We start from the raw sequence: 14756 nt of genomic DNA on the forward strand, positions 1-14756 counted from the left end.
CCATAATACTCTTCGAACGACCGGGAGGTTGATAAGACGGCGGTGTCAGTCTGGCGTGCTTGATCCCTCGCCCCTGGTATTAAAGCGCTAGCTCATCAAGCCACTTTTGAGCTCGTACCGATTTGGTGACGCCCATGGCGGGTAGGTCGATTTGGAGAACCCGTGCCGCGTTGTGTTCAGCATCGGGGCCGAAACCGGACCGTCTGCTTCCCAGCACGAACTCAGGAAAGCGGACCTTTCGTAGACAACGTTGCAGGCGTATGGGCCCTCGCACAAGAACCGGCATCGACAGTCGCCTCTACACAGGATCTGTATCGTCAAGGTAGAAGATTTACGTGAACACGAAAGCGATTTTCTGCGTATACGACATCGGCCCTCCTGTAGTAGACGTGCAATTGAACGCTCAAAGCCACTAAGGGACAAATGCAGGCGATCGATCTTTATTCCGGTTGCGGCGGTATGTCCGCCGGCGCCCTAATGGTTATGCCTGGTCTCCAGATCAAGTGGGCGCTCGACATCGACCGCTATGCGACGGCAACATTTGCGAACCGGCACCCTACGGCGATTGTTGAGACATGCAATGTCGCCGAGGTATCAGCCGCCAGCATTATCGAAACCGCCAAGCTGACCGCGATAGATTGGTTCTTTGCCGGACCGACCTGTCAAGCCGTTAGCACCATGGGAATCTTCCATGAGGGTGATCCGCGCAACGCGCTGTTCGTCCATTTCGCCCGACTCCTTGACGGATTCATTGAGCGGGACATGAAGCCGAAGAACATTCTGCTCGAGAACGTTCCCGGCATCGTCTACGGGAATAATCTCGCGATTGTGCGTGAACTCTTCCACTTCCTCTCGACGCGCGGCTACAACGTCGCTGCCGACGTCGTCTGCTTCGCCGACTACGGACTGCCCCAACTGCGCAATCGCTTCATCCTGATCGCGACCGTGACCGACGATCCGATCACGTTCCCGGCCCCGACCTTTTCGAACGACGAGAGTTCCGGCCTTCCGCCCTACAGGACGGTGAAGGACGCGCTCTCGGACCTCTACGGCCGGGCTCCGACCAACGATCTTCGCGAATGCTTGACCTATTTGTCGCCGGCCGCCAACGATTACCAATCGGAGTTGCGCGGCAAGAAGGGGAAGCTACGGAACCACATCTGTTCGCAGATTACTCCGTTGAACGTCTCACGGATCGCCACGGTGCCGCAGGGCGGTAGCTGGAAGGACATTCCGGCGGACCTTCTGCCCGAACGTTTCCACAGGGTCCGGATGACGGACTACGCGACCCTGTACGGTCGCCTGCACGAAGAGGCTCCGGCCTATACGATCTCCGCCGGCTTCGCGAACATCACCTCCGGCTGCTTTACGCACCCGCTCCGCGACGGCTCTCTCAGCGTCCGGGAGGGTGCAAGACTCCAGGGCTTTCCGGACGATTTTGTCTTCCAGGGGCCCCGGACCGCCCAGTACCGACAGGTCGGGAATGCCGTCCCTCCATATGGCTTCGCGGCCATCGTCCGGCATCTGGTCGAGGGATCCGAGGGCAGAACGCCGAGGCTGACGATCGACACGATCAACGAGAACCGGCGGTTCCCGAAAGCCGTCCGTCGGTTCACCGGACGCAGGACCGAATCCGAACTCGGCAAGAACGGATATGGCGGGGGCACCTACTGGCCGAAGGGGTGGGGCCCCGAGATCGAAAGGGAGGTCGTTCTGAAGAACGGCTACCGTCGCGACGCGACGATCCCATTGCGCTACGCGCGTTCGGAGCGGAGAACGGCTCGCGACAGCGTCGCACTCGAGCCCCTCGAAAGGCTTTTCCAGGATGATACTGACGACAACGCTTCGTTCGCGGACATTCTCTCCCAATCCGATGCCCGGACATCGTTTTCTGTTCCCATCGTCAAGAGCGCGACGAAGAAGATCGACCCTCTCGATATCGCGATCACCAAGCTGCTTTCGGCGATGTCCGAAGCCGGAGGGCGCTACCTTATTGACTTACCGTTCGGATATGTCCGAAATCGCGTGGTTCTGATCGCCAACCTGTTCGGAAAGAGATCGATTGCTGGTGCACCGGTATCGGTGTCGTCCAACGACGAAGACCAGACAATCGATGTGACGTTCGAGGTCCGTCCTCTGGTCGCCATGACCCTCGCCTTCGACGGACATGCCGGCGGCGAAGACTATTCATCCTGTCTGACCGTGACCGGCATCCGGATCATGTCCCCGACGGCTCAAAAGTCGTTCGAAGATCGACGCCGAAACGTTGGCTGAGCCGGTTGTCGATCCCTTTCGCAGCGAACTAATGCGTCGGGTCCGGCGGAAGGACACGACGCCTGAACTAGCGGTCCGACGTGCCCTCACCGCTCTCGGCATGCGCTATCGACTGCAGGCCAAGGACCTTCCAGGAAGGCCCGACATCGTGAACCGGAAGAGGAAGCTGGCGATCTTTGTCCATGGATGCTTCTGGCATCGACATCCCGGCTGCAGGCTCGCTTCGACGCCCAAGACACGAACCGAGTTCTGGAAAGAGAAATTCGCACGAAACGTCGAACGCGACCGGAAAGCGATCGAGCATCTGAAGGCGGATGGCTGGAAGGTCGTCGTCGTATGGGAATGTGCAACCAGAAGTCAGGATGGGCTCGAAAAGCTATTGAACGAATCAACCTGAGGTAGGAGCATATCGCTTTAGAGGATAGTAGATGCTCAACGAGTTCGAAAGCTGGTGTCTAGATCGCTTCTTCCTTAGTCCAGGAAGTCGTGGACCCATCGTGCGGATCGAGGTTTCAGACACCGATCTCGCCGAACGCTTTGGGCTCGAAGACGGAACCGCGATCTCTTCCGCTTTCCGTCGTCAATTGCCGAGCGTAGTAAAAGTGGCGAAGATTCTCTCCGGTATCCATCCAGCTCCTTATGATATCGAGCCTTCGAGCCAGCCAGGTGAGACACCTCTGCGTGTGCCACGCTTCGTCCCGCTGTTGGTTTATCTATGCTGGATTCAGGCGACAGGGTACCGAGAGCGGGGGGATCGCGACATCAGATTGTTGATCGAGAACCATTTCGGGCAGGCGATCACCGATCTGACGGAGTTGCCGAAACTCTGGAAATTGCTCGCCGACTACCTTTCCAGAAAGTTCGACATTGAGTTACGTCTTCCTGAAGGAGGGTTTCGCTACGTTGGCGCAACCGTCGCCCTGCCGTTCCCCACCTGGCGTCATCTGACGAAGCTGCGTAAGCTGCGCAATAGTATTGAGAAGAAATCGGCGAAAGACAGGTCGCAGAAGGAGCCGCTGCTTGAGCGGCATGCCGTGATGTCGGCGTTCTCAACGAATAGGGAAATGACCGACTTCTGTAGTTCGCAGTATGGACACGGCCTTCGGGACGCGTTTCATGAATGGCGAAGATCGGTATCGATCAACGGCCTCGACCTCCAGGATCTGGCGTTCGACCGCGCTTGGGTTCGCGTCGTTGGAGAGAAGCGACCGATCGCCAACTTGGAATTCACCATCGATGACTTCGGTCAGACACAATTCTTCGTGGTCCACTCAAATGAATCAAGAGAACGCATCTCCTCACCGATGGAGGGACGCGTCCATTTCGCGAAATGGCTGACCAGTGCGTTGGACAAGGGCGCCGTGTACCTTGCTCCGCTCGGCTTCGGTCGTTGGGCGACGTCCGAGACATGCCAGTCTCGCTACGCTCTATTCGATCGCCGGCAAGAGAAGCTGAGCCGGAAGCTGACGATCGAATCGAACCAGATCACCGAAGGCTGGTGGCTCGCAGAAACCGAACTCGAAGATCCGAGGCATGAAGGCAGCACCGAACCGAACTTTCGGATGAGAAATGCGATCCGCGTCGGCGGATCCTACCTCGGCATGTGGCCGATGGCTCCCAGCTTCGAATTCTCGGGTGCCGTGAAACCGACAGCGCTCCAAGACGGCAAAATTCACGAGATGTATTCACGCGGAAACGTGGCGTTTCTGCCTGAGACCGTCGAGCCCGGGAAGGTCTCGATCATACTCGGCGAAACTCGACGTTCGTTGAACCTGGTCCAGTTGGCGGAAGAGCACCAGTCCGATCAGATTAGGCATTTGTCCGAAGACGTCGCGATTCCGGAAGACGGTGACCTTCTAGATACCTGCCCAGCCATTTCGGAGGCGGCTCGGGAGCTAGGTGCGGCGTATAATCCGCATCGAAGGCTGATCGCACTCGGAGAGGCCCTCTACACACGCGGGCGCCGCGGCATGACGATGTCCGACTTCATCAATCTCTGCGACCGTGCCCGAGATGACGAAGTCGAGCCTTCTCCGTTTGACATCGCGCGAGCGTTTGTGGACGCCGGATGGTTCGAGCCGGCCTCGAACAGACGATATCCAGGACGCCTCTTTTTTCTGAGGCCGCTACGCCTCCGATCCGTGTCGATCGAAGGCACCCGATGGCACATGCTGGACGGCCCGACACCATTGCGGACCTACCAGCGCCTGACCACGTGCGCGAGGGAATGCGGGCTGCGCACGAAGGAGGTCGGCGGCGTTGGAAACTGGTCGCTTCCCAAAATTCTTATCGAAGTGGCGCCGCACAAGGACCAGCATCTGCGGGAATGTATTGCGATCAAGGATATCGAACTACCGAACGTCTCCCGGACTGCTGCGGCCGCCTGGAGCACGCCGTTGTCGATCGAGGATCGAGACGAACCGAGTACATGGAACCCTGGCAGCGGGTATTTCGATGCAAGGCTGTCGAGTGAACCGGTCAGGCTGGAGCGTCACGAATACTCGCAGGACGAGAGAGCACCCGTCTACGCGGTCCGGACGGCGTCTTCTGTCGAGACATTCCATTCGCCCACCTTGGCGTTGCTCCGCTATCGGGATCTTGGCGTTTCGAGGCCCTATGAAACGATGGATTCGCGAATCGTCCGTCGAGGAGAGCGCCTAGACTATCTTCCGGCCGCTTGGGGAAGATGGCTGGGAAACGTTCATCTCCGGAATGCCGGACCCGTCATGACTAAGAATGGATTCTCCTACGCGTATCCCGCGGACAGACAAAGCCTCGACCTCGTCAACACTCTCTGTCGCCTGGTGGAAGAGCCGGCCGGAGATATCGTGCCGGAATGGGCTCTCTCCCGCGCGTCATCGAGAATCCGTGGGCATCGACCGGTCTACGTAGATGGTCGCCTAATCACACGTAGGAACTCATACTGGACGGCTTCAAGCTGATGTCCGCGATCACGAAGCAGTCGCCCATCGTGAGGATCAGATCTCGAAGGGCCGATGGACAGATCTGGGTCGAGCCGATCAACAACGCAGCTCTCAGCATCGCCGATCGGAAGCCCTTCAACGTCGTCTCCAGCAAGATGATCCTTGCAGAACAAGGTTCTTTCTGGGCCCTTTCCGGGCTTTCCGAAAAGTCGGCGCTACCAGGTCTTTCGAAACTGGCTGGAAGTCCGATTCCATCGTTCGTCGGACCGAAGAAGAGCGACAGCGTGTATTTCTCATTCGAGAACGACAGCGAGCCTTCGCTCTTGCCGCCCGCTTGGAAGACGGAACTGGGCATTGCCGACGACTGGCGCAGAGCCGACGACGCTCACCGCCTCTGGGTCGTCTGGCGACCGGCGTCGCAGTCGCGTCGCGAGTTGCTCGAGTCCCTGAGGCGAGGTCACGTCAGATGCGGACCGGACATCGTCCCCGACGCGATCTTGATAGGCGGCGACACGTACTTCCTTCGGGAGAACTACACCGTACGCGACGGTCATATCGTACTCTCGAAATCGGTCAACGAAGCCAACGTCGAACTGGTCGAGATGGAACTTGGCGTCGCGCTGGCCAGGATTGAAAAGGAACGAGCCCTCGTCTTCGCCGAAAGGCCGAATATACTGGGACGCGCGGTCGAGGATATACGAGACGATGCTACGGTCATCGCGTCGACGGCCGCACTCTTCGAACGGATAAAATCTGCGCTCGAGGGAGCGCAGGCGCCTAGCGCTAGTCTCGAAGAAATGCGCGGCGTCGTCCTCAAGTATATCGAGTCGGTTGCAGGAAGTCACGACGAACGCGACCTTCAGCGTCTTCTCGACGCTCTGGCGAAACGCGACCGTCTGATCGACCTCTTTCCCGAGGTCGTCCGCAAAGTCCCGCGTTACTCAAGAGAGATAGACGACCTCGTTGAAACCGAAAAGAACAAAAGGGTCGCCGAGGTCCAAGCGACGATCGATGAACTTGCAGCCGAGCGGATGGCGGAAGTCGTAGCCGTCGAAGACGACCTTGCTGCGAAACGTAAGCTGATCGAGGAGGCGTCCGTTCGCCTGGAAGACCGAGTTCTAGCCGTGCGAGAACTCGAAGCTAGCCTCGATGAAAAGATCGAAAGCGCTCTGAACAGGCTGTACGACATATCCTCTTCGGAATTCCGATCCATGATCGGTCGCGTACGAACGAATACCGAACTGGTCGAGACGTTGGCGAGGTCGATCGATACGTCTGTCGCCGATCGCAGTGAGGTCGCTACGTTCGATCCCACCGACCTGTTGCGGAACACCGAGTTCATTCGCTCACTCGCTCTCCAGATCTCCGGTGAAATCCGGTCGGACGCTCGTCTGGACTGTCCGGTAGACGAGACTGCCGTCGCTCGCACAGCGTCTATCGACATGGTCTCGGCGAAGATCGGGATCGGACCTTCCGCCTTGGCTTCGATGTTCGGATTCGCGGTCTGCGGAAGGCTGCCCCTGTTCGTGGGACCGGAGGCGATGGAGGTCGCGGAAGCATTCTCGAACCTGGTCGGTGGGCCCAACTACTTCGTCCAGTTCTGTAATCCAACCCTCGTCTCGTTCGAGGACCTCTTCTCCGGATCGACCGTTAGAAAGACGCCGTTCGCATCGGCCGTAGAGGTGGCGATCGCGAATCCCGATCGGATCATTCCGGCCGTCCTGGCCAACCTGGATCTCGCACCATTCGGTTTCTGGATCGATGGCATCCAGGATCGACGCTCTTATCGCGCCCTTCCCCCAAATCTGGTCGTCTCGGCGACTGTGACCGGCGAGGATGGTCAGGCGTCACTGTCGGCACTGCGCGGCACTGTAAAGCACGAGGCAGCAGGCATCGCACGTCCGCTGTCGACCAAGGATCGGCGTGATCTGAAGGGTTGGACTTATCCCCGAGGAGAAAGCGCTGCAAAAATCGCTGAGATCCTTGCCGGCATCGATATGGAGAGCCTCACACCCGGCTTGCGACAGACCATCGGGCAAGTCGCGAAAGCAGCGTCCTGGGCCGGTGACGTCGATGCCGACGACATCGCCTTGTCGATCCAGGCGAGCATTCCGTGGCTTCTACAGGTCGCTGGTCAGACGCCACCGCAGGACAAATGGCTGATCAAGCTTACGGACGGAAGGAGATAGTTGATGTTCGACCCAATCGGCGGTTTCGAGAGATCGAAGCAGTTCTTCATCTCCTATCTCGACACGGCGTTCCGGATCGATGACAGGGAGATGGCGGAACGCAGACGATCGCTCCTTCTGAAGCACGGAAATCTGGCACTCGATCCGATCTTCGAGGTCGTCCGGCGATACCGTCAGTCGGATTTCGGTCTGGAGGAACTGGTGGGAGGCCAAGGCGAGTCGATCCTACCGGAGTTCACGCCCGAACAACGTCGAGCATTCGTTGAGCTTGCCCTCAGCGGTCTCTTCGACAGAGCCGAAGGCGCCGAACTGAAGGGACGTTATCACCCCTACACACATCAGATCGAGATGCTGTGCAAGGGCGTGCAGGACGGCATGCCTGGGATCGTCACCTCCGGCACGGGTTCCGGCAAGACCGAGTCCTTCATGCTTCCGATCATCGCTTCGATTGCGAGAGAAGCGACTCTCTGGCCTGCGCCGAAAGGCGAACTGTCTCCCGCCTGGTTCGAGAAGGGATCGAGGAGGCATTTCAAGTTCCAGCGCGCCAACGAGCATCCGGAACGACCGAAGGCGGTCAGGGCGCTGATCCTGTACCCGATGAACGCGTTGGTCGAAGACCAGATGACCCGCCTCCGCAAGACGCTCGACTCGGAAGAAGCACGGTCGGTGATGGACAAGAGATTCTCGGGCAACAGGATATTCTTCGGTCGCTACACCGGAAAGACCCCCGTGACGGGCTTCCATCGACATCCGCGCCTCGCGGAGGATAGCGGCTGGAAGAAGCAGAACAGGCGGCGTCGCGATCAGCTTCGGCAGGACATGCAGCTTCTCGACGACATCCGTCGTCAGGTCGGTGCTTCCGACGAGAGACGTCTGGCAGAAAATCCGAGAGCGGAAAGGCATCGCTTTCTCTTTGCCGATCCGCGAGGTTCGGAAACCGTTTCCCGATGGGACATGCAGGAAGCTCCGCCCGATATCCTCGTCACGAACCAGGCAATTCTGAATGCGATGCTGGTCCGCGAAGTGGACAGCCCCATCATCGACAAGACGCGGAGATGGATCATCGAGAACAGGGATGCGCGCTTCTTTCTCGTCATGGACGAACTCCATCTGGTTCGAGGAAGCGGAGGAGCGGAAGTAGCGGGGCTTCTGCGAATTCTTCTGCATCGCCTCGGCCTCGATCTTCCTGAGCATCGCCACAAACTTCGCGTTCTGGCGTCGAGCGCCTCCCTCCCGGTCGATGATGAAGAGGACGCAGCGGCAAGTCTCGACTACCTCTCCGACATGTTCGGTTCCGCCGGCACGTTCGGGGAGAACGAAGAAGCGGCTGTCGACATCGCCGCCCTCTGGAAAACTGCAGTGGTGCCGGGTGTGCAGGAGCCTCTGCAGGATCCGAAGCGGATCATCGACGTCAAGTCGTTGGAGGCGCTCGGAAGAAGCCTTGATCTGGGAACCACCATACCGGAACGCGTGGCTACCTTTCGGAACAGCCTCGGCGATGCCGTACTGGCGCTGACGGGAAAGACGAAGCCCTCGAAGGAGGCCTTCGAAGAGGCGGTCGGTATCGCGGCCTATGCGATCGCAGCAGGCCTCGGCAAATCCGATGGCAAGACCGGCCCCGGCCATTCGAGAACGCTTTCGACGCGGATCTTCGGCGAAGAGAACGAAATGGCCCTTAGGGGTCTCACGGTCGTTCGCGCAATTCCCGACCTACCCCCCGGTCTTTTGGACGAAAACTTCATACCGTCCAGAAAGGCGGTCGAAACGCTCCCGAGTTTTCGGATCCACTGCTTCTTTCGAAACATAGAAGGCCTCTTCGCGTCCATCACGCCGACGGGCGACGGGTACTCCTGGGGTCTTCCGAGCATCGAAAGAGGCGAAGCGTTCGACGCGACTGTCGAAGGCGAGAGACCTCGTCGACGCTTCGAGCTTCTATACTGCGAAGCGTGCGGCGATCTCGTCGTCGGCGGACGCAGAGGCGGAGGCACGAACGGTACGGCGACTTCATTGCTTCCTGCCCCGCAGGATCTGGAAAGACTACCCGAAAGCCCGACTACGGGCCGTTTCGAAGACGCGACATATAAGGAGTTCGCTCTCTTCTGGCCAGGTAGGAAGGTGCCGGTGGCAGGGGAGGACCCGCACTATTCTTGGATCGAAGGGCATCTGGACCCCGCTACGGGCATCGTCCGGAGCGGCTCGTCGGAGGGTAGCGTGTCCGGGCGGCTGCTTATGCGGAACGAGACCGAAGACAAGCACGGAAGAAAGGCCGACGGCGTCGCCAGCGCGGTCCCATACTGCTGCCCGCGCTGCGGCACCGACTACTATCAACGCTTCCGTGCGAAGAACAGCATCCGACGAGAGGGACGGCTGTCGCCCATTCGAAGCTTCCGAACCGGTTTCGGCAAGACCTCGCAGCTTCTGGCCACTGAACTCGTCGCGTACCTCAAGGCACAGGGAGGAGACGGAAAGCTCGTAGCTTTCTCCGATAGCCGACGAGACGCGGCTACCCTCGCGTTGGATGTCGAGGTCCAGCACCAACGCGACCTTCGTCGTGAGCTTCTGGTCGTCGCAGCGAACGACAAGAAGCTCGCGGAGGTCGCGACGTCGACCGAGGAAGCAGAATACGAGTCCGTCAAGGCGAGGATCGGCGAACTTCTGGAGGAGGACGAAACCGACACTCCTGAATGGACACAAGCGCAGAAGCGGCTGAAAACTCTCAAAGGTCTGATTTCGGGTCAGAAGCACTCTCCATCCTTCCCTCTCCAGCAGATCCTGGAGTTCTCGCGAGGCCATGACGAGAAGGAACTGACTGTTCGGCCCGTCTTGCGTGACATGATCGCGATCGGCGCAAACCCGAAGGAAGGAGCCGACACGCCGAAGAACAAGCTGGGCGGCAAGTCCTGGAACGAGCATTTCGTCGAGACGGAGAATGGATACGCGTGGATCGATCGCTACGATCTCGATGAACATGAGAAGACCGAACGGGCGAGAAAGGAACTGCACAAGGACCAAAGAGTCGAAGCAGCCGATCTCCTGTTCAGTCGCACCTATTTCGCACTCGAAGAGACAGGACTCGGGTATCCTAGCTTCGTCGGGCGCAAAGCCTACGGCGAAGAGGATGAGAAGCGCGACGCATGGCTACGTATGTTCGCGGACGCCTATCGCGTTATCCCGAACCGATACACGCGAGAAGAACAGGGAAGAGCTTCCTACACGCCGTGGAACGATGCTGCGGACGCCATGGGAAGGAGGCAGGAATCAAGGGTCTCTAAGATTCTGCGTCGGATATTCAAGGAAGACGCGGCCAAGGAACTCGACGGTTTCCTGTCGTGGTTGCGGGAGCATGACCAGCCGACGACGGAGGGGCGAATTGATGTCACGAGCCTGAGCTTTAGGATCGTGGAGCCCTCCGATCCATTCTGGCGTTGCACGAACTGCTCGCGCGTCCATCTACATCGAGGACTGAGTGCCTGTACGCGTTGTGGTGAGCCCATGGACGGAACTCCGTCGGGCGACGTGGGCTCTCTCCGCTCCGACAATTTCCTAGGCCGACGCGTCGTTCGAGCTTTGGAGGGCGATCGTCCGTTCAGGTTGAGATGCGAGGAACTGACCGGCCAGACCGGAGATCCGAGCGACCGGCTTCAGAGGTTCAAGGGGATATTTGTTCAGGAGGATGGCGAGAAGGACGGCGTTTTCCATCTGCGCACCAAATCCCGTGAGATCGATCTCATTTCCGTCACCACTACCATGGAAGTCGGTGTCGACATCGGCGCTCTTCAGGCGGTCTACCAGGCGAACATGCCGCCGCAGCGATTCAACTATCAGCAGCGCGTCGGTCGAGCCGGCCGGAGAGGTCAAGCGTTCTCTTCGGTCGTCACCATTTGCCGAAGCCGTAGCCACGATATCCATTACTTCCGCAATCCGATCGCGATCACCGGCGATGCACCGCCGCCGCCGTTCCTCACCAAAGGTCTAGCCGACATTCCGTCGCGACTGCTGCGCAAGTTCTGGCTCGTCGCAGCTTTCGAACTGCTACGCAAGGACAGTGGCGGATCGTGGGAAGGCGACAGGGCCGTTCCTCCCGATATCCATGGCGAGTTCGTCACCTGCCGCGAATGGTTCGCGGCGAAGTCGAACTGGCCGGAGCGGCTCGCGCATGCCCTGGAACGAACGGACGGCTATCGCCTCGCATATGCGGAGACGCTGGCCCGGGCTGCGAACATCGATCGCGATGAGCTTCTGGCGGGTGTGACTACGAAAAGGCTTTTGCAGGAAATCGAGGGGCTTCGCCAAGAATATTCCGGCCAACTCGCGACCGCGGAAAACGAGGATGCCGGAGAGGACGACACCGAAGTCGCCGCGAATACGACGAACGACGGCGGCGCTTCACTCGGTCTCGCGTCGGCACTAGCCGAGAGCGGCCTTCTACCTCTCTATGGAATGCCGACACGGACCCGGAATCTCTATACCGGCCATTCGATGAAGCACACGGCTTCCGGCAGAAAACCCGTGTGGGACACCATTGATCGTGATCAGGATATGGCGATCTTCGAGTTCGCACCCGGATCCGTGATTCCGAAAGACAAGGAGAGACATCTCTGTGTCGGCTTCACGGGGCCTCTCCCTCAGCCGAACGAACGCGAAATGACTCTAGAGCCGCATCAGCACTGGGCCCGAGACCATTTCTTCCTCTCTTTTTGTCCGGCTTGCGGAAACTGGGAAAAAAGCGTCGGGCCTGTACCGATCGAAGAATGCGGGACATGCGGATCCGAACTCGATCCGACCAGGTCCAGAGAGTGTTTCTCTCCGGGTGCCTACAGAACCGATTTCAATCCGCGCACAGAGGACCTGGTTTCCAAGGGTCGTCGTATGCTGACACTCGCCAACATCGGCAGACCTACGGAGACGACCAGGAACGGTAATATCGAGATCCGTTTCGCCGAGCACGCGAAGATCCATCTAGTGAATCCTGGGGAAGACACCGAAGACGGCGAACCCAAGGGGTTCGTCGTGCAGGAAACGACGGACAAGAAAGCCGCGAGATGGTATCAGAAGACCGACGCGGGCAATAAATTCTATAAGAACATCCTGACGGATCAGGCGATCCGTCCCGAGACACTGCTAGAAAGCGAACAGAAGGGCGAGGACGACAGGTGGGGTGTCCTCGATGACCACGAGCCATGGCACGGCTGGCTCTCGTCGTCGAAGGTCACGAACTCCTTGCAGATTTCGACATCCACCTTCTCGCCGAAGCTACGTATCGCCGACCTGGAGGCGTCCGACGTTTTCCGTCGTACGGATCAGAGCAAGACCAGCGTACGCGCTGCTGCCATCTCGGCCACGCAGATGCTGATACAGCGTGCCGCTCTCGAACTCGACGTGGCTCCCGAAGAATTCGAGAGTCTGGCGCCTCGTGTTGTCGAGGAAGACGACGGGAAGCGCACGATCTTCCTTCAGATCGCGGACACGTTGACGAACGGCTCGGGGTTCTGCCGCCATCTTCAGAAGGGCGGACGTCGCTCGATCGACAACATCATCGAAAGCATACTCACGGACGACACGAAGTGGCCGCTGAACGCCTTCACGGAGGCCGATCACGCCTCCAAATGTTCGATGTCGTGCTACCGATGTCTGCAGCGGTACAACAACCGGAACATGCACGGTCTTCTGGACTGGCGGTTAGGACTTTCGTATCTGCGCGCCCTGCAAGACCCTACTTTCCAGTGCGGATTGAAAAATGGCGAGTTTGATGCCTATTCCGAGTTGCGCGACTGGAGAGCGCATGCCAGCCAGCATGTGAGCGACGCGAAGAGTTTCATCCCGGAGTGCAGGGACGGCAAGCTTGGGCGTCTCGACCTGCCTGCGTTCACGATCGATGCCGAAAGGAAGAAGTGGGCTGTGATCATCCATCCCTTATGGAAGCACGAGGGCCTCAGAGATGATCTCGGCCTCGCCCCTGGTGTCGCGCTGATCGATACGTTCGAGCTTGCAAGACGACCGCTCTGGGCACTCAAGAATTCCACCGTTGGCTGAACGAACGAGATTGACCTCGTTCGGGCAGTCCACGCTGGAGATCACTCGCGCAGCTTACAAAGCGATTTGGGGTCGTGTTGCTGAACGTGATGTAATTGAGCGGTCATTGAAGGTTCGGCAATCTCGGAAACCGAGCTAGAAGAGACGTCCTCTGTACGGCAAAGGCTTCTTCGTACGTGTCATCTCTGCGAGTCGGCCTTGACACGCCGTTTTGCACGCATTCGAACGTCCGCTCTTCGACAAGGGGAAGAGTATGCTCCTACGACCGAATTAGGGGCGTTTACCAGACTTACCGATCGATCCGAACCCCTACCATCATACAAATTGCGGGGGGCTTATCTCTCTAGAATCTCGCACCTCGCCAGCCCCTTAGCGGCAACAAGTTCGAGCAGCTCGAGGAAGCGATTGTTGTCCTGGGCCATCTTCCAAAAATTTATAAAGCGGCAAACGAGCTGCATGTTGCCAATAGCGTAGTGACCGGAACTGTCTATTCGATCAGGGGAAACTAACATATCGGAATCACAGTCGTCTGATCCATGCAAATGCATGGGGAGACCTGTGATCTTGCAGCGCCCCTGCTGAGCCACGAACAGCTCATGCAGATGGGCTTTCATCTCCGGCTCCGAGCAGTGAATTTCCTTATTCTTCAGATGCTTGAAGACCTTTTGGCCGTTCGCATTTTTAACAGTCTCGGTGATCGAAAGCATCAAGTTCGAAAGTGTCAGCTCAAGCAGTGTTGCGCTGGTTGCAAGGGTCTTCTGCTCGCCCAACCGCGTCTTCCATTTTGCGCGTGAGTGCCAATGCGAAAGATCATCGCCATCAACAACCGCGCGCAGGTAGACCTTCATGTCCTCATTGGCGACGCTGAACATTGCAGCCATTGAGACGATGTAATCTTTGGCGACCGGATGGATGGTCCGCCAGGAGAGCGGTTTTCCATTTCGGTCGTGGCGCGACCATTTCGTGACGGGCTTTGCGAGCATCACCCTGTCTTCGTACGGATGAAAAACCGGGTCGGCGCCGGTCGTCTCGGCCCAATAGAGGCTATCTTTTCCTTTGTCGCGATGCAGCCACAGGTCGCCCATGCTACTCGTTAGATCGGTACCTCGGTTCATCCACAAGGTCGCCCGGCCTTTGATATCGCCTTCAGTGTCACCGGGTTTCGCGGTTGCTCGTTCCAGGTCGAGATAGGCGTTATAATCATTTGCAGACCATGCGTCGAAGTAGGGCTTGTCGAAGCCAAGAGCGACCAGATTCTCCTTTAGGCAACGAGGCCAGAGCTCGTTGTCGTTTCCAGTCATGATAACGTATATCTGTCCTGCCAAGTGCTTCCCTC

At 58.4% G+C, this 14756-nt stretch carries 6 protein-coding genes; 5 read left to right on the plus strand and 1 reads right to left on the minus strand.

The features are described from left to right. Window positions 1-477: 477 nt before the first annotated feature. From GC125_RS17880 to GC125_RS17900, 5 genes are read left to right on the plus strand one after another with little or no spacing between them, the layout of a single operon-like run. Window positions 478-2274, plus strand: coding sequence for a DNA cytosine methyltransferase (locus tag GC125_RS17880; protein WP_502706073.1), 1797 nt, complete (start codon window positions 478-480; stop codon window positions 2272-2274). After that, entirely contained in the window at window positions 2267-2671 is a 405-nt protein-coding gene (locus tag GC125_RS17885) for a very short patch repair endonuclease (RefSeq protein WP_286165567.1), read from the plus strand. The genes GC125_RS17880 and GC125_RS17885 overlap by 8 nt, the downstream gene beginning before the upstream one ends. Window positions 2672-2702: 31 nt before the next feature. Beyond that, complete coding sequence (locus GC125_RS17890; RefSeq protein ID WP_151986891.1) at window positions 2703-5216, plus strand: hypothetical protein; 2514 nt, start codon at window positions 2703-2705, stop codon at window positions 5214-5216. Next, window positions 5216-7387, plus strand: coding sequence for a coiled-coil domain-containing protein (locus GC125_RS17895; protein ID WP_151986892.1), 2172 nt, complete (start codon window positions 5216-5218; stop codon window positions 7385-7387). The genes GC125_RS17890 and GC125_RS17895 overlap by 1 nt, the downstream gene beginning before the upstream one ends. A gap of 3 nt (window positions 7388-7390) precedes the next feature. After that, entirely contained in the window at window positions 7391-13420 is a 6030-nt protein-coding gene (locus GC125_RS17900; RefSeq protein ID WP_151986893.1) for a DEAD/DEAH box helicase, read from the plus strand. 335 nt (window positions 13421-13755) lie between these two features. On the opposite strand, the gene GC125_RS17905 is transcribed toward GC125_RS17900, so the two are convergent. Further along, window positions 13756-14721 carry a hypothetical protein gene (locus GC125_RS17905; RefSeq protein WP_151986894.1) on the minus strand — a complete coding sequence of 322 codons (966 nt, stop codon included), beginning with the start codon at window positions 14719-14721 and terminating at the stop codon, window positions 13756-13758. Window positions 14722-14756 lie beyond the last annotated feature (35 nt).

Origin of the sequence: Rhizobium sp. EC-SD404, assembly GCF_902498825.1 — a bacterium.
Classification (GTDB): Bacteria; Pseudomonadota; Alphaproteobacteria; order Rhizobiales; family Rhizobiaceae; genus Georhizobium.

Bases quoted from the DNA above. Each gene is read 5' to 3' on its own strand.
- GC125_RS17900 (WP_151986893.1), top strand. From the start codon at position 7,391: ATGTTCGACCCAATCGGCGGTTTCGAGAGATCGAAGCAGTTCTTCATC.
- GC125_RS17895 (WP_151986892.1), top strand. From the start codon at position 5,216: ATGTCCGCGATCACGAAGCAGTCGCCCATCGTGAGGATCAGATCTCGA.
- GC125_RS17905 (WP_151986894.1), bottom strand. From the start codon at position 14,721: ATGACTGGAAACGACAACGAGCTCTGGCCTCGTTGCCTAAAGGAGAAT.
- GC125_RS17880 (WP_502706073.1), top strand. From the start codon at position 478: ATGGTTATGCCTGGTCTCCAGATCAAGTGGGCGCTCGACATCGACCGC.
- GC125_RS17890 (WP_151986891.1), top strand. From the start codon at position 2,703: ATGCTCAACGAGTTCGAAAGCTGGTGTCTAGATCGCTTCTTCCTTAGT.